At 49.4% G+C, this 26,072-nt stretch carries 33 protein-coding genes and 2 pseudogenes; 33 read left to right on the top strand and 2 right to left on the bottom strand.

Translation table 11 applies throughout. The annotated features are described in order from the left end of the window. From DWZ40_RS18435 to DWZ40_RS18315, 24 genes and pseudogenes are all read left to right on the top strand, one after another. Positions 1 to 975, top strand: a 975-nt coding sequence (locus DWZ40_RS18435; RefSeq protein WP_118544277.1) for a DUF4368 domain-containing protein, incomplete at its 5' end; no start/stop codon positions are given. Beyond that, positions 972 to 1,316 carry a TnpV protein gene (locus tag DWZ40_RS18430; RefSeq protein WP_117814583.1) on the top strand — a complete coding sequence of 115 codons (345 nt, stop codon included), beginning with the start codon at positions 972 to 974 and terminating at the stop codon, positions 1,314 to 1,316. The genes DWZ40_RS18435 and DWZ40_RS18430, both read left to right, overlap by 4 nt. A gap of 157 nt (positions 1,317 to 1,473) precedes the next feature. Continuing rightward, entirely contained in the window at positions 1,474 to 1,833 is a 360-nt protein-coding gene (locus DWZ40_RS18425) for a PadR family transcriptional regulator (RefSeq protein WP_117805437.1), read from the top strand. Then, entirely contained in the window at positions 1,830 to 2,288 is a 459-nt protein-coding gene (locus DWZ40_RS18420; RefSeq protein WP_117814584.1) for a DUF1700 domain-containing protein, read from the top strand. Before DWZ40_RS18425 ends, DWZ40_RS18420 begins: the two co-directional genes overlap by 4 nt. A gap of 2 nt (positions 2,289 to 2,290) precedes the next feature. Then, positions 2,291 to 2,731, top strand: coding sequence for a hypothetical protein (locus DWZ40_RS18415; protein ID WP_117814585.1), 441 nt, complete (start codon positions 2,291 to 2,293; stop codon positions 2,729 to 2,731). A gap of 352 nt (positions 2,732 to 3,083) precedes the next feature. Then, positions 3,084 to 3,443 carry a DUF3847 domain-containing protein gene (locus DWZ40_RS18405; protein ID WP_117814586.1) on the top strand — a complete coding sequence of 120 codons (360 nt, stop codon included), beginning with the start codon at positions 3,084 to 3,086 and terminating at the stop codon, positions 3,441 to 3,443. After that, positions 3,409 to 4,905 carry a MobQ family relaxase gene (mobQ, locus tag DWZ40_RS18400; RefSeq protein WP_117950457.1) on the top strand — a complete coding sequence of 499 codons (1,497 nt, stop codon included), beginning with the start codon at positions 3,409 to 3,411 and terminating at the stop codon, positions 4,903 to 4,905. The genes DWZ40_RS18405 and mobQ (DWZ40_RS18400) overlap by 35 nt, the downstream gene beginning before the upstream one ends. Further along, positions 4,902 to 6,773, top strand: a complete 1,872-nt coding sequence (locus DWZ40_RS18395) for an AAA family ATPase (protein ID WP_117814655.1) — start codon at positions 4,902 to 4,904, stop codon at positions 6,771 to 6,773. Before mobQ (DWZ40_RS18400) ends, DWZ40_RS18395 begins: the two co-directional genes overlap by 4 nt. 142 nt (positions 6,774 to 6,915) lie before the next feature. After that, complete coding sequence (locus DWZ40_RS18390) at positions 6,916 to 7,074, top strand: transposon-encoded TnpW family protein (protein ID WP_006428300.1); 159 nt, start codon at positions 6,916 to 6,918, stop codon at positions 7,072 to 7,074. A gap of 41 nt (positions 7,075 to 7,115) precedes the next feature. After that, positions 7,116 to 7,961 (top strand): annotated as a pseudogene (locus tag DWZ40_RS18385) (TraG/TraD/VirD4 family protein); the annotation flags it as partial. Further along, positions 7,948 to 8,118: a hypothetical protein gene (locus DWZ40_RS19700; protein ID WP_002569167.1), complete on the top strand. Its 171-nt coding sequence runs from the start codon at positions 7,948 to 7,950 to the stop codon at positions 8,116 to 8,118. The pseudogene DWZ40_RS18385 and the gene DWZ40_RS19700, both read left to right, overlap by 14 nt. Positions 8,119 to 8,535: 417 nt before the next feature. Continuing rightward, positions 8,536 to 8,664, top strand: a pseudogene (locus tag DWZ40_RS18380) (Maff2 family protein); the annotation flags it as partial. 595 nt (positions 8,665 to 9,259) lie between these two features. After that, the gene (locus tag DWZ40_RS18370; RefSeq protein ID WP_002569239.1) at positions 9,260 to 9,748 is read left to right on the top strand and encodes a hypothetical protein; all 489 of its coding nucleotides are present in this window, start codon (positions 9,260 to 9,262) and stop codon (positions 9,746 to 9,748) included. A gap of 367 nt (positions 9,749 to 10,115) precedes the next feature. Continuing rightward, positions 10,116 to 10,337 (top strand): hypothetical protein, encoded by a 222-nt coding sequence (locus tag DWZ40_RS19890; RefSeq protein WP_156327584.1) that lies wholly within the window; start codon positions 10,116 to 10,118, stop codon positions 10,335 to 10,337. 38 nt (positions 10,338 to 10,375) lie between these two features. Next, the gene (locus DWZ40_RS18360) at positions 10,376 to 10,771 is read left to right on the top strand and encodes a plasmid mobilization relaxosome protein MobC (RefSeq protein WP_002594236.1); all 396 of its coding nucleotides are present in this window, start codon (positions 10,376 to 10,378) and stop codon (positions 10,769 to 10,771) included. Then, on the top strand, positions 10,743 to 12,368 hold the full coding sequence (locus DWZ40_RS18355; protein WP_002594235.1) for a relaxase/mobilization nuclease domain-containing protein: 1,626 nt from the start codon (positions 10,743 to 10,745) through the stop codon (positions 12,366 to 12,368). The genes DWZ40_RS18360 and DWZ40_RS18355 overlap by 29 nt, the downstream gene beginning before the upstream one ends. Further along, positions 12,358 to 12,744: a cysteine-rich VLP domain-containing protein gene (locus tag DWZ40_RS18350; protein ID WP_002594234.1), complete on the top strand. Its 387-nt coding sequence runs from the start codon at positions 12,358 to 12,360 to the stop codon at positions 12,742 to 12,744. The genes DWZ40_RS18355 and DWZ40_RS18350 overlap by 11 nt, the downstream gene beginning before the upstream one ends. A gap of 130 nt (positions 12,745 to 12,874) precedes the next feature. Continuing rightward, entirely contained in the window at positions 12,875 to 13,615 is a 741-nt protein-coding gene (locus DWZ40_RS18345) for a replication initiator protein A (protein WP_002594233.1), read from the top strand. After that, complete coding sequence (locus DWZ40_RS18340; RefSeq protein ID WP_002594232.1) at positions 13,612 to 14,466, top strand: ATP-binding protein; 855 nt, start codon at positions 13,612 to 13,614, stop codon at positions 14,464 to 14,466. Before DWZ40_RS18345 ends, DWZ40_RS18340 begins: the two co-directional genes overlap by 4 nt. Next, on the top strand, positions 14,463 to 14,657 hold the full coding sequence (locus DWZ40_RS18335; RefSeq protein WP_002594231.1) for a transposon-encoded TnpW family protein: 195 nt from the start codon (positions 14,463 to 14,465) through the stop codon (positions 14,655 to 14,657). Before DWZ40_RS18340 ends, DWZ40_RS18335 begins: the two co-directional genes overlap by 4 nt. Positions 14,658 to 14,784: 127 nt before the next feature. Next, the gene (locus DWZ40_RS18330; RefSeq protein ID WP_002594230.1) at positions 14,785 to 16,410 is read left to right on the top strand and encodes a recombinase family protein; all 1,626 of its coding nucleotides are present in this window, start codon (positions 14,785 to 14,787) and stop codon (positions 16,408 to 16,410) included. 281 nt (positions 16,411 to 16,691) lie between these two features. Further along, a complete protein-coding gene (locus tag DWZ40_RS18325; RefSeq protein ID WP_002593556.1) occupies positions 16,692 to 16,964 on the top strand; it encodes a helix-turn-helix domain-containing protein in 273 nt (90 codons plus the stop codon). Beyond that, positions 16,924 to 17,301: a TnpV protein gene (locus DWZ40_RS18320; protein ID WP_005927690.1), complete on the top strand. Its 378-nt coding sequence runs from the start codon at positions 16,924 to 16,926 to the stop codon at positions 17,299 to 17,301. The genes DWZ40_RS18325 and DWZ40_RS18320 overlap by 41 nt, the downstream gene beginning before the upstream one ends. Before the next feature lie 29 nt (positions 17,302 to 17,330). Further along, on the top strand, positions 17,331 to 18,293 hold the full coding sequence (locus DWZ40_RS18315) for a DUF3658 domain-containing protein (RefSeq protein WP_005927687.1): 963 nt from the start codon (positions 17,331 to 17,333) through the stop codon (positions 18,291 to 18,293). Between the two features lie 61 nt (positions 18,294 to 18,354). On the opposite strand, the gene DWZ40_RS18310 is transcribed toward DWZ40_RS18315, so the two are convergent. Continuing rightward, on the bottom strand, positions 18,355 to 19,161 hold the full coding sequence (locus DWZ40_RS18310) for a helix-turn-helix transcriptional regulator (protein ID WP_005924756.1): 807 nt from the start codon (positions 19,159 to 19,161) through the stop codon (positions 18,355 to 18,357). Between the two features lie 483 nt (positions 19,162 to 19,644). Between DWZ40_RS18310 and DWZ40_RS18300 the strand changes: the two genes are divergently transcribed. The 4 genes from DWZ40_RS18300 (at position 19,645) to DWZ40_RS18285 (ending at position 21,324) form a co-directional block, all read left to right on the top strand. After that, entirely contained in the window at positions 19,645 to 19,833 is a 189-nt protein-coding gene (locus tag DWZ40_RS18300) for a hypothetical protein (RefSeq protein WP_005927683.1), read from the top strand. Continuing rightward, positions 19,830 to 20,171, top strand: a complete 342-nt coding sequence (locus DWZ40_RS18295) for a DeoR family transcriptional regulator (RefSeq protein WP_118544276.1) — start codon at positions 19,830 to 19,832, stop codon at positions 20,169 to 20,171. Before DWZ40_RS18300 ends, DWZ40_RS18295 begins: the two co-directional genes overlap by 4 nt. Next, complete coding sequence (locus DWZ40_RS18290) at positions 20,164 to 20,460, top strand: DUF3847 domain-containing protein (protein WP_118544275.1); 297 nt, start codon at positions 20,164 to 20,166, stop codon at positions 20,458 to 20,460. The genes DWZ40_RS18295 and DWZ40_RS18290 overlap by 8 nt, the downstream gene beginning before the upstream one ends. Positions 20,461 to 20,985: 525 nt before the next feature. Next, a complete protein-coding gene (locus DWZ40_RS18285; RefSeq protein WP_003509323.1) occupies positions 20,986 to 21,324 on the top strand; it encodes a helix-turn-helix transcriptional regulator in 339 nt (112 codons plus the stop codon). Positions 21,325 to 21,340: 16 nt separating this feature from the next. On the opposite strand, the gene DWZ40_RS19885 is transcribed toward DWZ40_RS18285, so the two are convergent. Further along, positions 21,341 to 21,481, bottom strand: coding sequence for a hypothetical protein (locus tag DWZ40_RS19885; protein WP_008394608.1), 141 nt, complete (start codon positions 21,479 to 21,481; stop codon positions 21,341 to 21,343). 29 nt (positions 21,482 to 21,510) lie between these two features. Between DWZ40_RS19885 and mobQ (DWZ40_RS18280) the strand changes: the two genes are divergently transcribed. The 5 genes from mobQ (DWZ40_RS18280) to DWZ40_RS18255 all read left to right on the top strand — a co-directional run. Beyond that, entirely contained in the window at positions 21,511 to 23,085 is a 1,575-nt protein-coding gene (gene mobQ, locus DWZ40_RS18280) for a MobQ family relaxase (protein WP_008394607.1), read from the top strand. A 66-nt stretch (positions 23,086 to 23,151) separates the two neighbouring features. Beyond that, entirely contained in the window at positions 23,152 to 23,796 is a 645-nt protein-coding gene (locus tag DWZ40_RS18275; RefSeq protein WP_025544160.1) for a CHC2 zinc finger domain-containing protein, read from the top strand. Beyond that, positions 23,765 to 25,102 carry a virulence-associated E family protein gene (locus DWZ40_RS18270; RefSeq protein WP_008394605.1) on the top strand — a complete coding sequence of 446 codons (1,338 nt, stop codon included), beginning with the start codon at positions 23,765 to 23,767 and terminating at the stop codon, positions 25,100 to 25,102. The genes DWZ40_RS18275 and DWZ40_RS18270 overlap by 32 nt, the downstream gene beginning before the upstream one ends. A gap of 242 nt (positions 25,103 to 25,344) precedes the next feature. After that, positions 25,345 to 25,542: a hypothetical protein gene (locus DWZ40_RS18260; protein ID WP_002595176.1), complete on the top strand. Its 198-nt coding sequence runs from the start codon at positions 25,345 to 25,347 to the stop codon at positions 25,540 to 25,542. Continuing rightward, positions 25,543 to 26,072 (top strand): recombinase family protein (locus DWZ40_RS18255; RefSeq protein WP_182431789.1); only part of this gene is annotated, 530 nt, incomplete at its 3' end.

The raw sequence follows: 26,072 nt of genomic DNA, 5'->3' as shown, positions 1-26,072 counted from the left end.
AATGTCAGACGCTACCCGGACGGCTGGGGCGAAGCAGCTCCACTTACTGGCTTGCTTTATTGTGCCGATTGCGGCGGTAAAATGTATGTCCACCGTACCAACAACGGCAAGCGTATTTCTCAATATACCTGTTCCCAATACAGCAAAGTCCCAGTTGGAAAGCTCTGCACGACACAGCACCGTATCAATGAAGATGTGGTACTGTCCCTTGTTTCCGAAATGCTCAAAGCTATTGCCGAGTATGCCAAGCATGACCGAGCCGAGTTTGTCCGTGTGGTGCAGGAAGCGCAGTCCAGCCAGCAGACGGCAGAGGTCAGAAAACAGCGCACACGCCTTGCCACAGCAAAGCAGAGAGTTTCCGAGCTGGAAGTCCTGCTCTGCAAAATCTATGAGGACAACATTTTAGGCAAGCTGTCCGACAGCAGATACGCCACTCTGGACGCTCAATACGAAAAGGAACAGTCCGAGCTTACCGCTGAAATCTCTGTTCTGGAAAAGGCTGTCAAGAGCTATGAGAAGCACGAAAAGGACGCTGACCGTTTTATCGCTCTGATTGACAAATATGAGAACTTCGACAAGCTGACCATTGCCATGCTCAACGAGTTTATCGAGAAAATCCTTGTGCATGAGCGTGACCGCAAGGGCAGTATACAGACCACACAGGAGGTCGAGATTTACTTCAATTTTGTCGGGCGATTCGTTCCCCCGGCGTTTGGCGAAGTGGAGCTGACACCGGAAGAATTAGAGGAAATCCGCAAGCGTGAGGAACGAAAGGACAGACTTCATCAGAACTACTTGAAGCGGAAAGCCAGCGGAGCGCAGAAGCGATACGAGGACAAAATCAAGGGGAGAAAAAAGGCAGAAATCGAAGCCAAGAAAGCCGCCATTCGTGCGGAGGACATTGCAAAGGGCGTGTTCGTCCCTGTCAGCAGCTTACCGCAGAGAGAGCCGATGAAAGGAGTACAAACAGCATGAATATCACTTACACACAGAACGGCGATTATCTTATCCCGAACATCGTTATCCGCAAGACAAAGCCCCTCAGACACTACGGCAGACTTCGCAAGGCGTATCTGGAAATGCACCGCCCGATACTGTTCAATGAGCTGGCGCTATCCGACAAGCTCTTTGAGCATTGCGCCGAGATTGACGAAGCGGCACGAAGCCGCATGGAGCTGATCGTGCGGTCACTGGCAGAGCAAAACGGCGTGACAGAGCAACTGAAAGCTGAAAACCAAATGGAATGGGTGCGGCAGATGAACGCTTGCAAGGCACAGGCAGAGGAGATTGTGAAGTTTGAGCTGATTTATGACTGATACTGAGAGCGCCCGGACGAAAAATGTTCGGGCGCTCAAACGCTTGAACAAACTGTAACTTTTTCAAGGAGTCTATTGACTAAGGCACCGAGTATGAGTATAATTAGTTCTGCTACTTAGCAACGCTAATCAGCAGAACTAAAGTGTGGTGAAGATTATGGATAACAAATATGTGCAACAATTCAAAAAAGGCTCTCTTGAAATGATACTATTATCCTTAATCGGGCGCAAAGAGACCTATGGCTATGAAATAATCACAGAGTTAAATAGCAGTGCATCTGTCTTAGGATATGCAAAAGAGGGAACGATTTACCCTATTCTGTATCGCTTACAAGAAGCGGAACTAATTCAATGTCGTTTAGCACCAGCGGCTGCTAATGGCGGATCAAAAAAATATTACTCCCTTACTCTTAAAGGAAAGGAAGTTTTACAGGAATTGATTACGTTTTGGTCCAGCTATACGGATTGTGTAAATAGCTTTATCGCCACCTATCAACAAACGGAGGTCTCAGAATGAAGGAGCAATACATAAGGCAGGTTGAAAAGGAATTAAATTTATCACGCAAAGCAAAAACCGAGGTTGTGCGTGACTTGAATGAAATATTTAATTCTGCCGTGGAGCATGGAGAAACTGAACAACAGGTAATCGAAAGGCTTGGAACGCCGCAAGAATTTGCTAACAGCACAGCAGAACAGTTTGGAATTGATAATTCCGTCCCAAAGAAACGGAAATGGATCATTTCAAGTGTCATTTCCCTTGTGGTAGCTATTGTTGCTTTTTTAATTTATGCTACTGCAAAGTCTGGTAAAGTGCCGGAAGGAGCAATCGGGCAAGCAGACGCAATGACAAACATTCAGGTTAATGGTGATTTTATTTTTGATGCTTCTCAAATTATTTTATTGGTTGGCATAATCGCTTTTGCATTTGCCACAATTCAGATTATCAGAGCTGTCCACAACAATAGGAGGTAACTATGAAAAGATTTATTCCGGGAATTGCAATTTTGCTTATATTGTCATTGACTGCTTGCTCCGCCCCAAAAACACCACCCAAAGACACAGGAGACGCAAGCAATTCGCAATCTGAAGGTATTATTAGGCTTGATGAGGGAGAATGGCCAGTCAATGAATATACTGAGGGACTTCCCGTTCCAACTGGCACAGTTGCATGGGCTATGCTTGATACAGAACACGGAAATTTCAGTATCAGTATTGCAGGTATAGACGAAAAAGGCTATGATAACTACATGGAGCTTTTGATACAAGAGGGCTTTTCAGTAGTTGAGAATGTGTCAGAGAAAATCAAAGGAGAAAACTATGTTTCTGTCGGGACACTCCTATCAAATGGAGAAAAAGGTTTAAGTATCAGCTACATACCTGATAATTTAACAATTTATGTTTCATTTGAAAAATGAGAGCGTGCAATAAACAGCGAAGCAAAATCCCTTTAGGAACTAAAGGGCGCACTTCTATACTCTCTATCGAGAGTAGTGCGTCCTGCGGAGCTTCATTCCCGGTCAGCAGAAGAAAACTGCCTGACCGAGAATGTTGCGTCACTTCGTTCCGTCAAGGTGGCTACACCCCCTTGCGCCGCTAAAGCGGCTATCCCCTGTGGACTTGCCGTCCGCAAACAGCATGAAATGCTGTTCGCCGCCAGCAAGTTTGAAAAAACCGAATACCGAAAATCAGACCGTTGACTGGTCGCAATCTGCGAAAAGTTGACGGTCTTTTTTTATTCCCAAAATCAAAAAAAGGAGGTCAAGCACAATGACAAAACCGAAAACCCTTGAACAACTCCGAGCTGAAAAAGAACGAGCCGAGACAAGGCTTGCACAGGAACAGCACAAGCTGGAGCGTCTGGAAAACCGAAAGAAATTTCTGGAACAAGGCGAAAGAAAGAAACGCACCCACCGCCTTTGCAATCTGGGCGGCACGATTGAGAGCCTTGCCCCGGAGGTCAAAGATCTCACACGCACCGAAATGACAGAGCTGATGGAACAAATCTTTTCTTTGTCCGAAGTCCAGCGAGCCGTCCGTCACATGACGATTACCCACATCAGCCAAGCAAACAGAGAAAAGGAGTTGAAAGCCGATGGCACTATTTCATCTGAGCGTCACGCAGACTAAGCGAAGCGCAGGACAGTCCGCTATCGCTTCTGCTGCCTACCGAGCCGGGGAGCGATTGTATAGCGAGTATTACGGCGAATACAGCGACTACACCCGCAAGGGCGGCGTGATCTGCTCCGACATTCTCCTGCCGTCCCATGCACCGCCCGAATACGCAGACCGCCAGACCCTATGGAACGCCGTGGAAAAAGCCGAGCGTGGAAAGAACGCCCAGCTTGCATACAGCTTTGACATTGCCTTGCAGAATGAATTTTCCCTTGAGGAAAACATCGCTCTTGCAAGGCAATTTTTATTGGAGAACTTTGTGAGCCGGGGCATGGTGGTTGACTTCGCCGTACACCAGCCAGACCGGGAGGACGGCGGCATACCCAATCCACATTTTCATGTGCTTTGCCCTATCCGCCCCATCGAGCAGAACGGCAAATGGGGGCTAAAGCAACGCCGGGTGTATGAGCTGGACGAGGACGGCAACCGTATCCGGGACCAGAACGGCGAGTTTGTTTTCAACGCCGTTCCCACTACCGACTGGGGCAGTCCCGAAACGCTGGAATACTGGCGGCAGACATGGGCAGAGTTATGCAACGCCAAGTTTGCGGAAAAGGGGCTTGACGTTCGTATCGACCACCGAAGCTATGAGCGTCAGGGCGTAGAGCTTCTTCCCACCGTCCATGAGGGCGCAACCGTCCGGGCAATGGAGAAGAAAGGTATACGCACCGAGAAAGGCGAGTTCAATCGCTGGATCAGAGCGACCAATGCCGTTATCCAGGACATTAAGAAGAAAATCGCTCTCCTGTTTGATTGGATTGCCGAAGCAAAAGCGGAGCTTGCCAAGCCGCAGGCACCCGACCTTGTTTCTCTGCTGAACGCCTATTACACCCAGCGCAGAGCCGGGGCTTATTCGCAGAAAGGCAAGGTCAGCAACCTAAAGGAGATGAACGAAACTTTCAATTATCTCCGGGCAAACGGCATTTACTCCCTTGAAGATTTGGAACACCGTGTCAGCGAACACAGTGCTGCCACAGAGAGCTTGAAGAAAACGCTGGACGAACAGACCGCCCGAATGAAAGCAATTAAGCAGCTCTATGACAGCTCCGCTGCTTTCCAGAGCTTGAAGCCTGTCTATGACGGCTTGCAGAAAATCAAGTTTGAGAAGCCCAGAGCCAAGTACAAGGCAGAGCATGAAGCGGAACTGAAACAGTTCTACGCCGCCAGACGAAAGCTGACCGGGGAGTTCCCAGACGGCAAGGTGGATATGAAAAAGCTGTCCGACGAGTATGACGAGCTGGAACAGGCGCACAACACCACCTATGGCGAGTTTAAGACCGTCAGAGACGATTTACACCGCCTTTGGAAGGTCAAGTCATGTGTAGATACTGCCGCCCGATTTAACGAGCGTACAGAGGAACAAAAGCTCCAAAATCGACCCCAAACACGACAGAAAAAGGAGGAACTATCCCGATGAATTACACCCAAGCACAGATTGACCGGGCAAACGCCGTCAGTCTGGAAGATTTTCTCCGCACACAGGGAGAGACACTTATCAAAAGCGGACGGGAATACCGTTGGAAAGAACATGACAGCCTGACCGTCCGGGGAAACAAGTGGTTTCGCCACAGCCAGAGCAAGGGCGGCTATCCCATTGATTTCGTCATGGAGTTTTACGGCAAGTCCTTTCCCGAAGCTGTTCAGATGTTGACAGGCGAAAACGGCGAGGGACAGACCGAAGCCACCACAGCACCGCCCACAGCGTTTCACTTGCCCTTGCACAACAGGACAGCCGACAGAGCAATCCAATATCTCACAGAAAGCCGAGGTCTCAACAAAACGCTTGTTGAGGCTTTTCTTCTTTCCGGGGATATTTACGAGGACGCAAAGCGGCACAATGTTGTGTTTGTCGGCAGAGACCGAAGCGGTACACCGAGATACGCCCATGTGCGAGGAACGGCAGACCCATTCAGACAGGACATTGCCGGGTCTGACAAATCCTATCCGTTCCGACACGAGGGTAATGGCAATCAGCTCTTTGTCTTTGAAGCGCCGATTGACCTGTTATCGTTTATCTGCCTTTATCCGCAGGATTGGCAGACAAGAAATTATCTTGCCCTGGGCGGCGTTTCTGGCAAAGCCCTTGACCGTTTTCTTTCTGAGCGCAAGGACACCCAAAAAGTGTTCCTCTGCCTTGACAGCGACACCGCAGGAAATGAAGCCTGCACACGACTGGCACAGTCCATTCCCGGCGAGATCGCCGTCATTCGCCTTGTCCCGGCAAGGAAAGACTGGAACGATGTTCTCCGTCAGCAAGCGGATATTCCAAACCGCAAATTCATAGCCGAGACAATCACGCTGCGAGAGCTGCCCACCGCCCAGCCTGTCCCAATGCTCCGTATGGCTGATGTGGAGCTGACGAGCGTGGAATGGCTATGGTTTCCCTATATCCCATTTGGAAAGCTGACAATTATCCAGGGCAATCCCGGCGAGGGCAAGACCTACTTTGCCATGCGCCTTGCGGCGGCTTGCACCAATCGAAAGCCTTTGCCCGGTATGGAGACACTTGAGCCTTTCAATATCATCTATCAAACTGCCGAGGACGGTCTGGGCGATACCGTCAAGCCCCGACTGATAGAAGCGGACGCAGACCTTGAACGAGTGCTTGTCATTGATGACAGGGACGCACCTCTGACCCTTGCCGATGAGCGCATAGCAAGGGCAATCCGTGAGAACAACGCAAGGCTTGTTATCATTGACCCGGTACAGGCGTTTCTGGGCGCAGATGTGGACATGAACCGGGCAAATGAAGTCCGTCCCATCTTCCGCAGTCTGGGAGACATTGCACAGGCTACTGGGTGCGCTATCGTGCTGATCGGACACCTGAACAAAGCCGCAGGAACGCAAAGCACCTACCGGGGATTGGGGTCTATCGACATTACGGCGGCAGTCCGCAGTCTGCTGTTTATTGGCAAGCTGAAGGACATTCCGACAACGAGGGTGCTTATCCATGAGAAAAGCTCCCTTGCGCCGCCCGGACAGTCCCTTGCCTTTTCTCTGGGAGATGAGAAAGGTTTTGAGTGGATAGGGGCTTATGACATTACCGCTGACGAGCTTCTTGCCGGGACAGACACCGCCAAGACCGAGAGCAAGACCGCACAGGCGCAAATGCTCATTCTGGAACTGCTTGCGGACGGAAAGCGTATGCCAAGCGCAGAGTTGGAAAAGGCAGTCAATGAGCGTGGGATTTCTTCACGCACCATGAGAACGGCAAAGAGCCGTATCGGGGACAGACTTGTGACCGAGAAAGACGGCACAGCATGGGTCTGCTATCTCCGAAACTGACAACAGGAACACGGCAAGCGTGGCAAAGAGGGCAAGGTTTTTATAGATACCTTAATGTTGCCGCCTTGCCTTGTTCCCTCATACTGACACCGCCCGATGATGAACAGTCACCGGGCATTTTTCATTTACAGGAGGATTTTGAATGAACAATACCGCAACTAACACCGCCACTTGCCCGACTGTCAGAAAGCAGATCGGCAAGACAACCTATATCGTCCGTGTCCATTTCAGCCAGACCGCAAAAGAGACGATGGAGGACAAAATCAAGCGTCTGCTCCGTGAGGAAGTCCGCAAAATGTGACTTCTTTGTGAATTTGATGAAAAAGTCCTTGACTTTTCGTCTCTGGCAAGACCGCAAAAAGCATACTTATCTCATGCGGCGCGAGGTTAGCCCCATTCGACATTAAGGAGCTGCGGGAGCTTATGGAAACCGACGAAATGGAGCTTGACACCATAGGTGACAGAAAGACCGCCCTTTTCGTGATTATCAGCGACACCGACGACACCTTTAACTTTGTCGTGAGTATTCTCTACACACAGCTATTCAACCTCTTGTGCGACAAAGCAGATGATGAATACGGCGGGCGGCTTCCCGTCCATGTACGGTGCTTACTTGATGAATTTGCGAATATCGGGCAAATCCCCAAATTTGAGAAACTAATCGCAACCATGCGGAGCCGGGAAATCTCCGCGTCAATCATCTTGCAGAGCCAGTCACAGCTAAAGGCAATCTACAAGGACAACGCCGATACCATAGTCGGCAACTGCGACACCACGCTTTTCTTGGGCGGCAAGGAAAAAACCACGCTCAAAGAAATATCGGAGATTTTAGGCAAGGAAACGATAGACAGCTTCAACACTTCCGAAACAAGGGGGCGGGAGCTTTCGCATGGGCTGAACTATCAGAAATTGGGAAAGCAGCTTATGACGGAAGATGAAATCGCAGTCATGGACGGAGGGAAATGTATCTTGCAGCTACGCGGGGTGCGCCCGTTCTTTTCGGACAAATTCGACATAACGAAACACCCGAAATACAAGTACCTATCCGACGCAGACCCGAAGAACGCCTTTGACATGGAAAAGCACCTTAAACGCCGCCCCGCCATTGTCAAGCCCGACGAGGTTTTTGACTATTACGAGATTGACGCAGCAGACTTACAGGAGGACGCAGACCATGAGGAAACGTAGCGCAGAGGAAAAACAAAAGCAGCTTGAACGGTTTTTAATGAATGTTGCGGAAGCCGCCGACGCTGCATTATGGGAGTATTGGCGGGAAAAGGAAGCGGAACACCGCCGTTTTGCAACGGAGTATGTCACGCGCCGGGGGCTTATCCCTCAACAGTGACAGCATGGCAGACCGCCGGGGAGGGGGGGACAGGGGAAGCTACACTTCCCCTACGCTGCCTTGCGGCAGCTACCCCTTTGTGAACTTGCGGGAAGCGAACACCTTGCTATGCAAGCTATTCACTTCCCGCAAGTCTGAATAATACCCGTCCGGCAGCACAGCGGGACACCGAAAGGAGGAATCGAAGCAATCACATATATCAATATCGGCTACATGATACGCGCCCCTACTTTCCGGCGCAGCACACAGCGGCAGGAGCCGCACCCCCCTACAACTGAATACCGCCGCGCCGCAGAACTTACGCAGCGCGGGGACAGCCGCCTTTACCAGAGGGCGGTTTTTTTATGCGGCGGCATACGCTGACCGCCTTTTGTCCGCTTGCCGGACAGCCGCAGACGCGGCAGAAAGGATTTATTTATGGCATTTTTCAATAGCGCAGTAGACGTTTTGCAGACCCTTGTTGTAGCACTTGGAGCCGGGCTTGGTATCTGGGGCGTTATCAATCTCATGGAGGGCTACGGCAACGACAATCCGGGCGCGAATGCTCATGTGCGGTAAAGTAATAAAAAGATTTAGGTAGCCGCCTTAACTATTCCTAAATAAGATAATATGCACAGTATTTTCTCGTAAATAGAAAATAAATTATTGCATTTTACCAATTATTATGTTAAAATGACAATGTAACAAAGAGCTATGTATTTTTAAGGAAAGGGAGGAACTTATGAATTTAAGAAAATCTATTTTAGCACTTTCAGTAGTAGCTGGAATTGTAGCTGCTCCAATGACTGTATTTGCCGCTCATACTCATAGTTGGGGTTCTCCCCAGTACTAAGGATATGAAGATGAAATGCCTGGTATATATGATGACTGGGATAAATGTGCGACACGTCATGTATATAATTACAAACAATGTTTAATTTGTGGAGAAGTAAGCATTTATGAAGTTGAGACGATTGAAATGTCTCACAAATGGGTGAATGGTGCATGTGTATATTGCAACAAAGGTTACGCGAAAGAGATAAATTAACATAGTATCATTACCGGCAAGTTTATGATCAAAAAATAGAAAGCATTGAGAATATTTCAAAATTTCTTGAAAGTACTCTCAGTGCTTTCTTTGATAATATGAAAGGAGAAATAAATGCAAAAAAAACAACTTTCTGTATTAGTACTAATTATTTTATGCTTTTTATTAGGATGTAACAGAGAAACACCAAAAGATGAATCTCAACAAAATTATGAAGATGAATCTAATATTTCTAAAACAAATGGAGAAGAACTTGTAAATATAAACAGTGAATTGTTAGGTTCGACTCCTTTTGATATCCAAATCGATAAAACAGCATTGCAGACTAGAAAAGAAACAGAAACAGAAGTTACAATAAAGACAAATTTAACAGACTGGGGTTATACTGTTTCTTCTGAAAAAGGGAAAATATCTGATATAAATAAAAATTCATTCATATATATAGCACCTAAAGATGAGAGGGATGATACTATAAAAATACAATTATCGGACTATGAAAATGGCATATCATATGAATATACAATTCCACTTATTTTTGCGGGAAACAATGAACATTCTTTAGATAAATTCAAGGAAAATCTTTCAAGATTACCTAATAGTTAGTAAAGAGTCGATAGACTAAAGTACCACCATCCTCTTTTATTTCAACTGAATATCCATCCCGCCGCACCGCAGCGGCACATGAAGCAGTAAATCCGAAAAAGATTTGCTGCTTTTTTTGCGTCCATTTTTGGCAAATTTCCAAAAGTTCCGTATTAGACAGTGAAACCAAAAAAGGCTGCCATTTTTTTCAGACAGCGGGCAAAACGCAGCTTCCGAAACGCCTTATTGTCGGGAAAGACCGAGCCGCCGGAAAAGTTCTTGCCGGAAAGTCCGTCCATTCTGCTCTTTTGTGGTTTGTAGGGAGTAAGGGAAAAACGCCAGCCCGCAGCCTTTTATAAAAAAAGCTGGTTATAGATTTTCTGAAAAAGTGGCAGTAGCAAGTGAACGGCAGGCCGGCAGTTTCTTAGAGCAAGATTCTACCGAGGTGCCAAAATTCGCTTATCGCTCATTTTGCCCCTGCGGGAATCTTGTTGGGGAGTGCCTTCCCCAAACCCTGCTTATGCGGCTTGCGCCGCTGAAAAACCCCTCAAAATATTTTTCGGATTTTTCAAAAACAGTTCCGCTTCACACCCTGTTTTTCTCCTATTAGTGAGAGGACACCACGCACAGAAAGGAGGTCAACCACCTATGAAACGATACAACACGCCGCACCGCAGCCGGGTAGTCAAAACACGCATGACCGAGGAAGAATACGCCGAGTTTGCCCAGCGGCTTTCTGCTTACCACATGAGCCAAGCCGAGTTTATCCGGCAAGCCATAACCGGGGCAGCCATACGCCCCATCATAACCGTTTCCCCCATCAATGACGAGCTGCTTGCCGCTGTCGGGAAGCTGACCGCCGAATACGGGAGGATCGGCGGCAACTTAAACCAGATAGCCCGGACGCTGAACGAGTGGCACAGTCCCTATCCGCAGCTTGCCGGGGAGGTACGGGCGGCGGTTTCCGACCTTGCTGCCCTAAAGTTTGAAGTCTTGCAGAAAGTGGGTGACGCTGTTGGCAACATTCAAACATATCAGCTCTAAAAACGCCGACTATGGCGCAGCGGAAGCCTATCTCACATTTGAGCATGACGAGTTTACCATGAAAGCCACCCTTGATGAAAACGGGCGGCTGATACCGAGGGAGGATTACCGCATTTCTTCCCTCAACTGCGGGGGCGAGGATTTCGCTGTTGCCTGTATGCGAGCCAATCTCCGCTATGAGAAAAACCAAAAACGGGAAGATGTGAAAAGCCACCACTATATCATCAGCTTTGACCCACGGGACGGGACAGACAACGGCTTGACCGTAGACCGGGCGCAGGAGCTGGGCGAGCAGTTCTGCAAGGAGCATTTCCCCGGACACCAAGCCCTAATCTGCACCCACCCGGACGGGCATAACCACAGCGGGAATATCCATGTGCATATCGTCATCAACTCCCTGCGGATTTACGAAGTCCCGCTTCTGCCCTACATGGACAGACCAGCCGACACGCTGGAGGGCTGCAAGCACCGCTGCACCAACGCCGCTATGGAATATTTCAAGAGCGAAGTCATGGAAATGTGCCACCGGGAGGGGCTTTACCAAATCGACCTCTTGAACGGCAGCAAGGAACGGATAACCGAACGGGAATACTGGGCGGCAAAGAAAGGGCAGCTTGCCCTTGACAAAGAGAACGCCGCCAGAGAAGCCGCCGGACAGCCGACCAAGCCCACCAAGTTTGAAACGGACAAGGCGAAGCTGCGCCGGACGATACGGCAGGCACTTTCCCAAGCTGGCAGCTTTGACGAGTTTTCTTCCCTTTTGCTGCGGGAGGGTGTGACCGTCAAGGAGAGCCGGGGGCGGCTTTCCTACCTCACGCCGGACAGGACAAAGCCTATCACAGCCCGAAAGCTGGGGGACGATTTTGACAAGGCTGCTGTCCTTGCCCTGCTCACGCAGAACGCCCACAGAGCTGCCGAACAGACCAAAGCCATACCCGAATACCCTGCCGCAGTTAAAAAGCCGTTACAAGGGGAAAAAGCTGCAAAAACCACCCCGGCAGACAACACCTTGCAGCGCATGGTTGACCGGGAAGCCAAGCGAGCCGAGGGCAAGGGCGTGGGCTATGACCGCTGGGCGGCAAAGCACAACCTAAAGCAAATGGCAGCTACCGTTACCGCCTATCAGCAGTACGGCTTTTCCTCCCCGGAGGAACTGGACGAAGCCTGTTCTGCCGCCTATGCCGCCATGCAGGAAAGCCTTGCGTGGTTGAAGCAGGTGGAAAAGACGCTGAACGGGAAAAAGGAGCTGCAACGGCAGGTGCTTGCCTATTCCAAGACCCGCCCTGTCCGGGACGGGCTGAAACAGCAGAAAAACGCCAAAGCAAAAGCAGCCTACCGTCAGAAGCATGAAAGTGACTTTATCATAGCAGACGCAGCCGCCCGCTATTTCAGGGAGAACGGCATTTCCAAGCTGCCGAGCTATAAATCCCTGCAAGCAGAGATTGAAAGCCTTATCAAAGAGAAAAACAGCGGCTACAACGATTACCGGGCAAAACGGGAGGAGTACCGCCGCTTGCAGACTGTCAAGGGCAATATCGACCAGATTTTACGCCGGAGCGAGCCGCAGCGCAGAAAGGAGCAGAGCCATGAACGGTAATATCCCCCGCATGGACTACCGCCAGTACCGGGCAGCCCGCCGCCTTGTGCATGAGTGCTGCAACTATGACAGCGGGAACTGCCTGCTGTTGGAGGACGGCGAGCCTTGCGTGTGTGTACAGAGTATCAGCTATTCGCTGCTCTGCCGCTGGTTTACCGCCGCTGTCCTGCCCCTTGATGAAGCACTGGAAGCCGCCCTCTTGCGCCGGGGAAGCCGGAAACGCTGCGCTGTCTGCGGGGCGTTCTTCTTCCCAAAATCCAACCGGGGGAAATACTGCCCGGACTGCGCCGGACGCATGAAGCGGATAAACGCCGCCAAACGGAAGCGGAAACAAAGGGAGAAATGTCACGCTTTAGGGCATTTCAAACCCGCATAAATCAAGGCTTTTTTGGAGGGTGTCAAAGGGTGCGTGATACATTTATCCTTTTCCCTTAAAAACGCCCCCTAAAAGCGTAACAGAACCCACAGACAGACACCACAAGGAGGTGAACCCTATCGCTGATTATATGACCGCAGGAACGGAGCTGCCCGCTTACCTGCCTTACCCCCGTTTCCTGCTGGAAACAGACCTATCCCACACCGCAAGAGAGTTATATGCGCTGCTGTTAGACCGTTCCACCCTTTCGCAGAAGAACGGCTGGCAGGACAGCGAGGGACGGACATACATTGTCTACCCCATAGCAGAGATAGCGGAAATGCTGGATAAAGGCTGCACCACCATAAAGGGCGCACTGAACGAACTGGACGCTGCCGGGCTGCTGGAACGCAGACGGACGGGCTTTTCTGCCGCCAACCGTCTGTATGTGAAAGTGCCGCCTATCCCAGTGGTACAGTTTTCCGACCAACTGACGGACGGAAAACCGCCCCTCATAAGGGCGGGAAACCGACCAACTGACAGCCGGAAAACTGACCTTATGACGGTCGGAAAACCGTCCCCTAACCAAACTAATATAAACAACCTAATAGAGAGCCAAACAAAAGGAGCGAGTGAGGGGCAGCCCCCCGCCGCTTATGGCAGATATAAAAATGTATTTCTTTCTGACACAGAACTTTTGGAGCTGGAACAGGACTTCCCCGGCAAGTGGGAGTATTACCTTGACCGCCTTTCCTGCCACATCGCTTCCACCGGGAAGCAGTACCAGAGCCATGCAGCCACCATTTACAAGTGGGCGCAGGAGGACGCTGCCAAAGAGAAGCCAAAGAAAGGCATACCGGACTATTCATTCAAGGAGGGAGAAAGCCTATGACCGATACAATCCACAACACCATACTGCCTATGACCGACACCACAGCCGAGCCGGAGGATTACACCGGGGAGGACGGGCTTTTATACTGCGGCAAATGCCGGAAACCCAAAGAAGCCTATTTCCCGGAGGGCAAGACCTTTTTCGGGCGTGACCGCCACCCGTCAGAGTGCGACTGCCAGCGGGCAGCCCGTAAGGAACGGGAAGCCGCCGAGAAGCGGCGCAGCCACCTTGAAACGGTGGAACGGCTGAAACGGCAGGGCTTTACAGACAAGACCATGCAGGACTGGACATTTGCCAACGATAACGGCAGCTGCCCGCAGATGAAGAACGCCGCCGGATATGTGGCACGCTGGGAACAGATAAAGGACGGGAACTACGGGCTGCTCTTGTGGGGCAGGGTAGGCACTGGGAAAAGCTATTTTGCCGGGTGTATTGCAAACGCCCTCATGGAGCAGGAAGTCCCGGTGTGCATGACAAACTTTGCAGCAATATTAAACGACCTTGCCGCCAGCTTTGCGGGCAGGAACGAATATATTTCCCGCCTTTGCAGCTTCCCCCTGCTCATCATTGACGATTTTGGAATGGAGCGTGGCACAGAATACGGTCTGGAACAGGTCTACAATGTGATTGACAGCCGCTACCGGAGCAGGAAGCCGCTGATTGTGACGACCAACCTCACGCTGGAGGAATTGCAGCACCCGGAGGACACCGCCCACGCCCGGATTTATGACCGCCTGCTTGAAATGTGTTCCCCTCTCTGCTTTACCGGGGAGAATTTGAGGAAAGCCGCCGCACAGGGAAAAATGGAACAGCTGAAACGGCTGCTTGCCGGAAAGGAGATTTGCCTATGACCGACACCCAGAGAAACAAACGCCCTGCCCGCCGCCCGGACTGCGTGACCGAAACGAGGATAGGCAACACAATCCTTGTGGTGTCTGGCTTTTTCAAGGAGGGGGCGACCGACACCGCCGCTGACAAGATGATGAAAGTGCTGGAAGCAGAAGCCGCCGCCGGATATTTGACCTGTGATAAGCCTGATTGAAAAACCGTCATTTTTACCGACCGTAAAGAAGCAGATTTGACGCTTTTGCCGCTATACAGACAGCCGCCCCATGTGGTACAATCAAGGTACGGAATAGTGGGGCTGGCTGTCGGAAACGGAGGAATTTATGTTAAGACAGACCACCCAGCAACTCATTACCGCCCTTTACCCAAGACTGTCCCATGAGGACGAGCTGCAAGGCGAGAGCAATTCCATTTCCAACCAAAAGAGGATTTTGGAAACCTATGCCAAACAGAATGGATTTTCTAATCTGCGCTGGTACACCGACGACGGTTATTCCGGTGCGAACTTTCAAAGACCCGGATTTCAAGCCATGCTTGCAGACATTGAAGCAGGGAAAGTCGGGACAGTTATCGTCAAGGATATGTCGAGGTTAGGGCGAAACTACTTACAGGTGGGAATGTACACAGAAATGATTTTCCCACAGAAAGGTGTCCGCTTCATCGCTATCAATGACGGAGTGGACAGCGCACAGGGGGAAAATGATTTTGCCCCGCTGCGGAACATTTTTAACGAATGGCTGGTGAGAGATACGAGCAAGAAAATCAAGGCAGTAAAACGCTCTAAGGGCATGAGCGGAAAGCCCATCACAAGCAAGCCCGTCTATGGCTACCTCATGGACGAGGACGAAAACTTTATCATTGACGAGGAAGCCGCCCCGGTGGTACGGCAGATTTACAGCCTTTGCCTTGCCGGGAACGGTCCGACCAAGATAGCCCGTATGCTGACCGAGCAGCAAATCCCCACGCCGGGGACGCTGGAATACCGCAGGACGGGCAGCACCCGCCGCTACCACCCCGGCTATGAGTGCAAGTGGGCGACCAATACCGTGGTTCATCTGCTGGAAAACCGGGAATATACGGGCTGTCTGGTAAACTTTAAGACCGAGAAGCCGTCCTACAAGCTGAAACACAGCATAGAAAATCCCCCGGAAAAGCAGGCGGTTTTTGAGAACCACCATGAGCCTATCATTGACCGGGAAACGTGGGAACGGGTGCAGGAGTTACGCAAGCAGCGCAAACGCCCCAACCGTTATGACGAAGTGGGCTTGTTCTCCGGCATACTCTTTTGTGCCGACTGCGGCAGCGTCATGTACCAGCAGCGATACCAGACGGACAAGCGCAAGCAGGACTGTTATATCTGCGGAAGCTACAAGAAACGCACCGCCGACTGCACAGCGCACTTTATCCGCACTGACCTCTTGACCGCTGGCGTACTCTCCAATCTGCGGAAAGTTACCAGCTATGCGGCAAAGCATGAAGCCCGGTTTATGAAGCTTTTAATCGAGCAGAATGAGGACGGGGACAGACGCAGGAACGCCGCCAAGAAAAAGGAGCTGGAAGCCGCCGAGAAACGCATAGCCGAGTTATCTGCTATCTTCAAGCGGCTGTATGAGGACAGCGTAACCGGGCGCATATCGGACGAGCGTTTCACAGAGCTGTCGGCAGACTATGAAGCCGAGCAGAAAGAACTGAAAGAACGTGCCGCCAGACTGCGGGAAGAACTTTCCAAAGCGCAGGAAGCCACCGCAAACGCTGAAAAGTTTATGAATGTGGTACGCAGGCACACTACCATTGAAGAACTTACCCCTACTCTGCTGCGGGAGTTTGTGGAGAAAATCGTTGTCCATGAAAGCGTTGCCCTTGACGGGAAACGCCGGGGCAAGTTACGCAGACAGGAAATCGAAATCTATTATTCTTTTGTCGGCAAGGTAGAACTGCCCGACACCTAACCGCCCGACCTATCCGACATACCTCATGTGCCGGATAGGAACGGCAAAATTTTTTACACTTCTATTACTTCTTTATCACACATAAGCAAAGAGCCAGGGCATGAAGCAGTTCATGGCTAATTAGTTGGAACAAAAAACGAAAGGAAAAGCACAATCCAGACGGTATCAGCGGCAGGCTACAAGAATAAATTGTGATTTCACAAGATTGGTGCTATAATAAGAGAAAAGTTCCTGCCGGGGCAGCCGCCCCGGTGGTATAGATAGAAAGGCAGGAAAACAATATGCACATCAGCTATAAGCCACTCTGGCACACACTGTTAGAGCGTGATATGAGAAAAGAGGATTTAAGGCTTGCCGCTGGTATGACAACAAATATGATTGCCAACATGAGCAAAGAGGGAAAGCACATCAGCATGGATACATTAGCCCGTATCTGCGAAACGCTGAATTGCGAGATTACCGATGTGATTGAGTTAGTACCAGACGAGCCTGCTTCCACAGGAGGTAAGGAACATGAGCGAATTGAAACCAAGAATAACGGAAAACGGAATTGATTATATCCTTGTCGGAGATTATTACATCCCGGACTTGAAACTGCCGGAGGAACACCGCCCTATCGGAAAGTACGGACGGATGCACCGGGAATATTTAAGGGAAGTCCACCCAGCCAGATTGAATACATTGATACTGACCGGGGAATTGTGGACATATCTTGCAGACCTGAACGAACAGGCACAGGAACGGTTAGACACCATCATGGAGCAGATGAAAACTGCCGAGGGCGTAACCGAGGAATTGAAGCGTACCCACCAAATGGAATGGGTGCAGCGTTGCAATAACATTCATAACCGGGCAGAAGAAATTGTTTTGCATGAGATGATTTATTCATAACGGGAGCAATTAAATCGGAGGTATATAAGATGATTGAAATTGTATTTGGTGAAAGTGCCTGTGGAAGTTTGAAAATTGCCCAAACTTACGGCAAGGGAAAGTATAGAGGAAGTGCTGTTTCAATATTTATGAGGCATGAAGACGGGAGTGTTCCATCTTCAGATGAAATGAAAAAAGCACAGCTTCAAGCACAGGAACAAGAACGCATTGCTTGGGAGAATGCTATTCCATTGGGAGGCAAGAGCTGTGATGTTTATTGTTTTGATATGGCTCTTAGTGTGGGAGATATTTCTGATAATGGAATTGGCGAACAGCGGAAAAATGTTTTCAAGAAAATGCTGTCTGTCTGCTTTGTAGAGGATTTAGATTATCAGGTTGAAGAAAAAATACAGAAAATTAAAACTACATTGACCTCAGTGATTGAACGATATGTAGCTGGGGAAGAAATTCGCATTTGGTATAGCTATAATCCAGATGAGCTTTGTGGTATGTATTGGCTTATGAAACAACTTCAACCCTTAAACTGCCAGACAACAATTTATTTGGTTAAGTTACCTACATGGGAATATGGAAAAGAAAATACTATGACATCCAAAATAGCATGGGGCGAGGTCTCTCCTGGCGAATGGGGAAACTATATAACTCTACAAGAGAAAGCTAATCCTGTATTTCTTTCAGCTTGTGCTATGAAATGGAATCAACTTCAAAATGAAAATGCACCTTTGCGTGCAATGTTAAATGGTAAATTGCAAAGCGTTTCAGAAGATATATATGATAGTTTCATTCTTCGTGAAATTGCGGAACAGCCAGAGCAATTCAAAATGGCTATTGTCATAGGTAATGTTTTAGGAAAATATCAACTTGGAATTAGTGATGTATGGATTTCCAATCGCATTGATAAAATGCTTGAAGATGGTGTGTTGGAAATTATACAGGACGCACCAAAGGGAGAAACAAATTATCGCCGAATATTAAGAAAACGAATGAAGTAATAACCACAGCACAAACCGCTGCTACATGGAATCCAACAAACCATGCAACAGCGGTTTTCCTTTACCGTTTTTTCCTCTGGTTGATAGGCGTTCCCGTTTTCTTTGATTTTTGGAGAATCCGAATAAGCCAGCGAAATTCTTCATCTGACAGATTTTTATAGTTGATACCGAGCTGCTTGCAGTAAAGCACTGCCAGTTTTTCCAAACGGCTGCCCTTGAAATTTTCGACCGCTTCCAGATTTTCTTTCAGTTCATTGGCAACAGTGGTCTGGGGCGCACTCTCACTATCCTTTTTATGGGTTTCCCGAATATCCCGGATAATCAGGTTTAGGTCATCCAGAACCATGTGGCTGAAATATTCATCATCACTGATATGGGCGGCTTGCAGCACTTTCAAATGTGGGTCATCTTCGCCAGGGCGATACCGTTCTATGATTTCATGTCGGACAGTATCGACAAGGGTGTTGAGGTTTTGAATCTGCATGGTGGCAATCCCATCCACATAAATCTCAATGTCCGCAAGAAACTTGATAAAGTCCTTATGGGTGGCAAGTTCGCAGAGCAGACGGTTGTTGATCCGACCGCTTTTCAGAAGTGCAACCATTTCATCGTTCAAATGCAGCTCCGTCAGTGGCGTGTTGATCTGCTCCCTGTTCTCTGTCCGGCACAGCAGATAATCGACGGAAACCCCATAGAAGTCTGCCAGCGTGATAAGGTTGCCATGATTGATTTCCTTAAAATCTTCTTTTTCATAACTGCCAAGGGCTGATTTAGAAATACCCGTTAGTTTTGATAGTTCTTCCAGATTTAAGCCTTTGTCCTTGCGGAGTTCCCAAAGGCGTTCCTGTATGCTTGTTGCTCCTTTCATGGGCACACGCTCCTTTCCAACGGTTTCATTGCTGCCGCTTATCTGGATTATATCACACTTTCCGTAATCGTGGAAATTTCTGATTTTTACCCTTAATTCCTACTTTGTGGACATACGGCACAGGGCACAAAAATGTTCTATGATACAGGTAGTTCATCGATGGATTATTCCAATCGAATGACCAGCCTGTGTGGGATATGCTTCCCCGGCGATGTAGCGCCATGAATTTTGGCAGGGATATGGAGGAACCCTGACCAAAACGAGCGTACCAAAGGGAGCGATACGCCGCTGTGAGATTCAGGGGAGGAACGACACCGGGGAGAACTGGCGAACTGACACCGAAATGATACCGAAACACAACAATCTGATAGGGGGACAGTCTACCCTATCGCTGATACTTCGGGAGATTTTAAGCGGCTCTATGGCTGTAATTTTACCGAAAATCGCCCCGAAACCATACACTAAAACGGGAGGAAGCGCAATATGCCGAGAATGAGCAAAAAGAGGAAGTATGAGCTTTCCTTTTACCTCAATGACCGGGGGCGTGTCACTTACAACGAATTATGCCGGAAATGCCAGCATGGGTGCAAGCAGAGCTTCCGGGCGGTTGTGATTGACTGCCCCTGTTATTTATCCAAACGAGCAAAGAAAAAGGAGGAACACACAGAATGAATTTTGAATTTATGACGATAGACACACCATTGCCGCCCTGTATGCCTTTTCCCAGAGCGTTGACAGGATTTCCAGTCAGCAGCACCGCAAAGATCATGTACTGCCGGATGCTGGACGCTATGCTCTCCAAAGGGCAGGAGGACGAGAACGGAATCCTCTTTGTCTGCTTCCCTGTCACAGCCATTGCCGCAGTCCTGTCCCGCAGCTCCATGACGGTCAAGCGTTCTCTGAATGAACTGGAAACTGCCGGACTTATCATGCGGGTGCGTCAGGGCATTGGAGAACCAAACCGGATTTATGTGCTGATACCGGGAAAGGAGGACGCTGCCCTTGCCTGATACCTCAAAGCTGGAAAAACTCAATCGGGAGTTGGAAAAAAGCGAAAAGAAACTGCGGAAAGCCATCAATGATGAAAAGGCATTGCAGCACCAGTTGAAACAGCTTACCCGAAAGGAACGGACGCACCGGCTCTGTACCCGTGGCGGTATGCTGGAAAGTTTTCTGCAAGAGCCGGAACGCCTGACAGATGATGATGTCATGCTGTTGTTGAAACTCATTTTTCACAGACAGGACACGCAGGAACTATTGAAAAAAGTGCTGGAACGGGAGATGCCGGAACCCCCTTAGTTTACTAAGGGCGCAATTATACACCACCCAAAGGTTGGTGCATTGCGTTCTCCGAAGGCTCCTCGCCGGAGGGCTGTGATTTTCCGCAGTCATGGTCTGCTCCAAATCATACAGGGGACGCTACGCTTCCCCTGCGCTGGCTGTCGCCAGCTACCCTTTTGTGGACTTGCCGCCCGGAAACACCTTGCGCTGCAAGCTGTTCCCGTCCAGCAAGTTTTATCAGTCGAGCTATCCTTATCTACGGTAATTTAGTATAATAAGGTCAAAAAACAGAACGCTATCATTGTGCAACCGATATGCAACTGATAATTGCTTGATAGTTGGTGGTAGCAACACGGTAATTCAGATAGAATAAAGCCAACAAAGAAAGGAGGTCATCCAAATGTTAGTAAACATCATTATGATTGTAGTCGGAATAGTTTTCTCATGTATCTTTGTCGGCTTGCTTATCCTTGTTATTCGTGCATTGCTTAAATATATCCGTACAGAGAAATGAAGCCAACAGCAACATTAGGAGGTGGTCAAATGAAAGTAACCGTATTTATGATAATCGTTGGAATAATTTTCTTATGTATCTTTGTTGGTTTGCTTACCCTTATTGTTCGTGCATTACTCAAATATATCCATTCAAAAGATGTACGGCAGGAAAAATCCGTAGTGAGGAAATCGTTGGGTGAAGCACTCAAAGTACACAGAACACAGTGCAAAATGACGCAGGAATTTGTTGCTGAAACGATTGGTGTTAGCAGGCAGGCTGTTTCAAAATGGGAAAATGGAACATCCGACCCTTCCACATCAAATCTTTTTGCACTTGCAAAACTTTACGGTATTTCTGTTGAAGAATTACTAAAAGAAGTTGAATAATCTTCATGCAGATATTTTATTTCATCATCGGGCCACCCTGACCCGAACTTTCAAAACTGAATACCAGCCGCCCACCGGCGGCACCACCGAGCAGGAAATCTGAAAAGGTCTCCTGCTTTTTTTCTGCCCCAAATGAGGTGGTAAAACGCCACCCCATCCACCAATTACCGAAAGGAGGGACACGAAATGCCCTGTCCACACAACGAAATCTCGATTGTGCAGCGAAGCCAACAGCAGTCTGCGGTTGCCGCCGCTGCCTACCAGAGCGGCGAAAAGCTGTTCTGTGGATACGATCAGGAAGTGAAGCACTACCCGGAAAAGCGTGGTATCGTCCACAATGAAATCTTGCTTCCGGCAAATGCCCCACGGTCGTATGCAGACCGCAATACTTTATGGAACGCCGCCGAAGCGGTGGAGAAGCAATGGAATTCCCAGCTTGCAAGGCGGTGGGTGCTTACCATCCCCAGAGAGATACCGCCCGACCAGTACGCCGCCCTTGTCCGGGATTTCTGCAATCAGCAGTTTGTTTCCAAAGGAATGTGCGTGGATTTTGCCATCCATGACAAAGGGGACGGAAACCCTCACGCTCATGTCATGCTGACTATGCGGGCAATGGATGAACATGGGAAATGGCTTCCCAAGAGCCGCAAGGTTTATGACCTTGACGAGAACGGGGAACGGATAAAACTTCCGTCCGGCAGATGGAAAAGTCACAAGGAAGATACGGTTGACTGGAACGACCGCAAGTATTGTGAAATCTGGCGGCATGAATGGGAGATCATCCAGAACCGCTATCTGGAAGCCAACAACCGCCCGGAGCGGGTGGATCTCCGTTCTTATGAAAGACAGGGGCTTGATATTATCCCTACCGTCCATGAGGGTGCTGCTGTCCGGCAGATGGAAAAGCGAGGGATTCAGACCAACATCGGAAATCTGAACCGGGAAATCAAAGCCGCCAACAGCCTGATGAAGTCTATCCGGCAGCTTATTAAAAATCTCAAAGGCTGGATTATCGAGCTTAGTGAAAAACGAAAAGAACTGCTTGCGGAAAAAGCTGCGGAGGAAGCGGTATTTCTTCCCAATCTGTTGATGAAGTACATGGAGGTACGAAAGGCAGAACGGAGCGACTGGACACGGGCGGGACAAAACCGTGGAACTTCCAAAGACTTAAAGGCAGTCAGCGAAGCCCTGTCCTATCTTCAGAGAAAGGGACTTTCCACCGTGGAGGATTTGGAAAACTTTATAGAAACGTCCGGGAAATCTGCCGCCGACTACCGAAAGCAGATGAAGCCAAAGGAAACCCGCAGCAACGTGATTGACGCTATCCTTGCCGCCCGGACGGACTGTAAGGAATGTAAGCCCGTTTATGAGAAATACCAGAAGATATTTTTCAAGAAAACTAAGGAAAAATTCAAGCTGGAACACCCGGAGGTTGCCCGGTTTGAGAAAGCCAGTGCCTACCTTGCCAAGCACCCGGATGATAAGGACAGCACGAAAAAGGAGCTTTTGCAGGAACAGGCGAAGCTTGTGGGCGAAATCGCAGACTTGAAAGTACCGTTGACCGAGGTGCAGGAAGATTTGAAGAAGCTGCGGGACATCCGCTACTGGGTACGGAAAGCCACACCCGGCACAGAGGAAAGCAAAGAGCCGCCCAAGAAGCAGCCCCTCAAAGAAGTCTTGCAGGATAAGGCTGACGAGAAGAAAGCACAGAAAAACGCCCCGGCGCAGACGAAACACAAACAACAGGATATGGAACTTTAACAGGCACTTGCCATTTTCAGATTGAGAATGATAAGTGCCTTTTCTTTTTTACAAGGAGGAATTGATTTGAATGTATTTGAAGCTGTGAAGCAGTCCGTTACGACAAGACAGGCTGCGGAGCATTACGGAATCCGGGTAAACAGAAACGGGATGGCTTGCTGCCCGTTCCACAACGATAAGACCCCCAGCATGAAGCTGGACAAGCGTTTCCACTGCTTCGGATGTGGTGCAGATGGGGATGTGATTGATTTTGTAGCTGCCCTGTACGGGCTGGGGAAAAAGGAAGCCGCCGCACAGTTGGCGAGTGACTTCGGGCTTGCCTATGAGGACTGGAAGCCACCGGGCAGGGCAAGGAAGCCCAAGCCCCGGCAGAAATCCCCGGAAGAACAGTTCCGGGAAGCAAAGGCACATTGCTTCCGTGTCCTTGCCGATTATCTACACCTCTTACGGGTATGGAAAACCGACTATGCCCCGCACTCCCCGGAGGAAGCGTTTCATCCCCGGTTCGTGGAAGCCTTGCAGAAGCAAGCCCATGTGGAATATCTGCTGGATGTGCTGCTGTTCGGGGAGACAGAGGAAAAAGCGGTTTTGATTATGGACTACGGAAAGGATGTGATACAGCTTGAACAGCGAATGGCAGAGCTTGCAGCCGCAGACGCAGCAAGAACTAAAAAACACCATGAACGCCATGCAGCCGCCCCAGAGCGTTGAGGAAGTAAAGGCAACTCTGGAAACCACCGAGAAAGGCGGCGTCCGCCAGAGCATACGGAACTGCCTGACCGTATTCCAGCGTGACCCTGTGCTTGCCGGGGCAATCGCCTACAACATCCTGACCGACCGCAAGGACATCATAAAGCCCATCGGTTTTCACAGAGAAAGCACAGCCCTGACCGATACGGACATGAAGTATCTGCTTCTCTATCTGGAGGAAACCTACGGGCTTACCAGTGAGAAAAAGATTGAAACCGCCATCGGGATTGTGGCGAATGAGAATAAGTACCACCCCATCCGGGATTTTCTGAACAGCCTTGCATGGGACGGGACTGAGCGCATCCGCTTCTGTCTGCGGCACTTTCTGGGAGCTGATGTGGACGATTACACCTATGAAGCCTTGAAGCTGTTCATGCTGGGGGCGATTACAAGGGCATTTAAGCCCGGAAGCAAGTTTGAAATCATGCTGTGTCTGGTAGGCGGTCAGGGGGCTGGCAAATCCACCTTCTTCCGGCTGCTGGCAGTCCGGGACGAGTGGTTTTCCGATGATTTGCGGAAGCTGGACGATGATAACGTGTACCGCAAGCTGCAAGGTCACTGGATAATTGAAATGTCGGAAATGATGGCAACCGCCAATGCCAAGAGCATTGAGGAAATCAAGTCCTTTCTAAGCCGCCAGAAAGAGGTTTACAAAATTCCCTATGAAACTCACCCGGCAGACCGCCCCCGTCAATGCGTGTTCGGCGGCACTTCCAACGCCCTTGACTTTCTCCCCCTTGACCGTTCCGGCAACCGCCGATTTATCCCGGTCATGGTGTACCCGGAGCAAGCCGAGGTTCACATTTTGGAGGACGAAGCCGCTTCCAGAGCCTATATCAGCCAGATGTGGGCGGAAGCAATGGAGATTTACCGAAGCGGCATGTTCAAGCTGTCATTCAGCCCAGCCATGCAGCGGTATCTCAAAGAACACCAGCGGGATTTTATGCCGGAGGACACCAAAGCCGGGATGATACAGGCTTACCTTGATAAGTACACCGGGGAAACGGTCTGCTCCAAGCAGCTCTACAAGGAAGCCTTAAACCACACCTTTGATGAGCCGAAGCAATGGGAAATCCGGGAAATCAACGAGATAATGAACCAGTGCATTACCGGGTGGAACTACTTTTCCAATCCGAGGATGTTTGCGGAATACGGCAGACAAAAGGGCTGGGAGCGTGAAATCCCGGCAACGGACACCGACAACCCGCCCGAAAAATCTATGGACGGTTTTGTGGAGGTCACAGAGCAGATGGAGCTTCCATTCTGAAAATGACAGCCCGTTGCCGACTTCGTTGCTATCCCGTTGCCGAGCCGGTTGCCGGGGAAAATCCCTTATTTCCGGGCTTTTTCCCTCTCTGACAACCAAAACAACAGAAAAATAAAAGAAAAGTATAAATAGTAATCAACGCCAGATTGAGATTGTTTGCAAGGTCTTTTGAAGCCCGTTGCCGGACTTCGTTGCCGACCGTTCTCTGTCTGGCTATTTTCATGTATGGAGGATAACTGCCTATGGCGAAAAATAAGACCAAGATTGAAGTGACAACCGTATTTGACGGGGAACTGGACGCCACCGATGTGTTCGTCAGCCTGATTTCCCAGAAATACGGCAAAACAAATACAAAAGAATATCTTGCTAAAAAGAAAGATTTGAAGTATAATGAAGATGAGGTTCAACAGAGCCAGATACCGTCTGGATTGTGTGGGTAAATGGCTATGATGAACGAAATGGAATACAGAACAATCGGTTCAGCACTTGCCGGGGGCTATCGTGCGGCGGTCTATTGCAGGCTGTCAAAGGACGATGACCTGCAAGGCGAAAGTGCCAGTATCGCAAACCAGCGTGATATGCTGGAAAAATACTGCGAAAAGCAGGGATGGGAGGTTGTGGCAGTCTATCAGGACGATGGCTTCACAGGTCTTAATATGGAGCGTCCTGATTTACAGAGAATGTTGAGAGCCATTGAGCGCAGGCAAATCAACCTTGTCATCACGAAAGACCTCAGCCGACTGGGGCGTAACTATTTGCAAACAGGGCATTTGATTGAGGACTTTTTCCCAAGAAACGGTGTCCGCTATATCGCCATGAATGACGGTATCGACACCCTGCGGGATAACAACGACATCGCCCCGTTCAAGAATATCCTGAACGAGATGTACAGCAAGGATATTTCCAAGAAAGTCCATTCCTCTTATCTTCTGAAAGCGCAGAAAGGACAGTTTACCGGGTGTCTTGCCCC

It is taken from the genome of Clostridium sp. AF32-12BH (genome assembly GCF_003477935.1).
GTDB lineage: Bacteria > Bacillota > Clostridia > Lachnospirales > Lachnospiraceae > Brotaphodocola.
This window is presented reverse-complemented; position numbering and strand designations above follow the sequence as displayed.

Excerpts from the sequence above, each read along its gene's own strand:
- DWZ40_RS18260 (WP_002595176.1), top strand. The coding sequence starts at position 25,345 with ATGGCGAAAAATAAGACCAAGATTGAAGTGACAACCGTATTTGACGGG.
- DWZ40_RS18335 (WP_002594231.1), top strand. The coding sequence starts at position 14,463 with ATGACCGACACCCAGAGAAACAAACGCCCTGCCCGCCGCCCGGACTGC.
- DWZ40_RS18360 (WP_002594236.1), top strand. The coding sequence starts at position 10,376 with ATGAAACGATACAACACGCCGCACCGCAGCCGGGTAGTCAAAACACGC.
- DWZ40_RS19885 (WP_008394608.1), bottom strand. The coding sequence starts at position 21,481 with ATGGGGTGGCGTTTTACCACCTCATTTGGGGCAGAAAAAAAGCAGGAG.
- DWZ40_RS18395 (WP_117814655.1), top strand. The coding sequence starts at position 4,902 with ATGAATTACACCCAAGCACAGATTGACCGGGCAAACGCCGTCAGTCTG.
- DWZ40_RS19700 (WP_002569167.1), top strand. The coding sequence starts at position 7,948 with ATGAGGAAACGTAGCGCAGAGGAAAAACAAAAGCAGCTTGAACGGTTT.
- DWZ40_RS18415 (WP_117814585.1), top strand. The coding sequence starts at position 2,291 with ATGAAAAGATTTATTCCGGGAATTGCAATTTTGCTTATATTGTCATTG.
- DWZ40_RS18310 (WP_005924756.1), bottom strand. The coding sequence starts at position 19,161 with ATGAAAGGAGCAACAAGCATACAGGAACGCCTTTGGGAACTCCGCAAG.
- DWZ40_RS18425 (WP_117805437.1), top strand. The coding sequence starts at position 1,474 with ATGGATAACAAATATGTGCAACAATTCAAAAAAGGCTCTCTTGAAATG.
- DWZ40_RS18370 (WP_002569239.1), top strand. The coding sequence starts at position 9,260 with ATGCAAAAAAAACAACTTTCTGTATTAGTACTAATTATTTTATGCTTT.
- DWZ40_RS18350 (WP_002594234.1), top strand. The coding sequence starts at position 12,358 with ATGAACGGTAATATCCCCCGCATGGACTACCGCCAGTACCGGGCAGCC.
- DWZ40_RS18285 (WP_003509323.1), top strand. The coding sequence starts at position 20,986 with ATGAAAGTAACCGTATTTATGATAATCGTTGGAATAATTTTCTTATGT.
- DWZ40_RS18340 (WP_002594232.1), top strand. The coding sequence starts at position 13,612 with ATGACCGATACAATCCACAACACCATACTGCCTATGACCGACACCACA.
- DWZ40_RS18420 (WP_117814584.1), top strand. The coding sequence starts at position 1,830 with ATGAAGGAGCAATACATAAGGCAGGTTGAAAAGGAATTAAATTTATCA.
- mobQ (WP_008394607.1), top strand. The coding sequence starts at position 21,511 with ATGCCCTGTCCACACAACGAAATCTCGATTGTGCAGCGAAGCCAACAG.
- DWZ40_RS18345 (WP_002594233.1), top strand. The coding sequence starts at position 12,875 with ATGACCGCAGGAACGGAGCTGCCCGCTTACCTGCCTTACCCCCGTTTC.
- DWZ40_RS18390 (WP_006428300.1), top strand. The coding sequence starts at position 6,916 with ATGAACAATACCGCAACTAACACCGCCACTTGCCCGACTGTCAGAAAG.
- DWZ40_RS18430 (WP_117814583.1), top strand. The coding sequence starts at position 972 with ATGAATATCACTTACACACAGAACGGCGATTATCTTATCCCGAACATC.
- DWZ40_RS18320 (WP_005927690.1), top strand. The coding sequence starts at position 16,924 with ATGAGCGAATTGAAACCAAGAATAACGGAAAACGGAATTGATTATATC.
- DWZ40_RS18325 (WP_002593556.1), top strand. The coding sequence starts at position 16,692 with ATGCACATCAGCTATAAGCCACTCTGGCACACACTGTTAGAGCGTGAT.
- DWZ40_RS18315 (WP_005927687.1), top strand. The coding sequence starts at position 17,331 with ATGATTGAAATTGTATTTGGTGAAAGTGCCTGTGGAAGTTTGAAAATT.
- DWZ40_RS18405 (WP_117814586.1), top strand. The coding sequence starts at position 3,084 with ATGACAAAACCGAAAACCCTTGAACAACTCCGAGCTGAAAAAGAACGA.
- mobQ (WP_117950457.1), top strand. The coding sequence starts at position 3,409 with ATGGCACTATTTCATCTGAGCGTCACGCAGACTAAGCGAAGCGCAGGA.
- DWZ40_RS18270 (WP_008394605.1), top strand. The coding sequence starts at position 23,765 with ATGAACGCCATGCAGCCGCCCCAGAGCGTTGAGGAAGTAAAGGCAACT.
- DWZ40_RS18295 (WP_118544276.1), top strand. The coding sequence starts at position 19,830 with ATGAATTTTGAATTTATGACGATAGACACACCATTGCCGCCCTGTATG.
- DWZ40_RS18300 (WP_005927683.1), top strand. The coding sequence starts at position 19,645 with ATGCCGAGAATGAGCAAAAAGAGGAAGTATGAGCTTTCCTTTTACCTC.
- DWZ40_RS18330 (WP_002594230.1), top strand. The coding sequence starts at position 14,785 with ATGTTAAGACAGACCACCCAGCAACTCATTACCGCCCTTTACCCAAGA.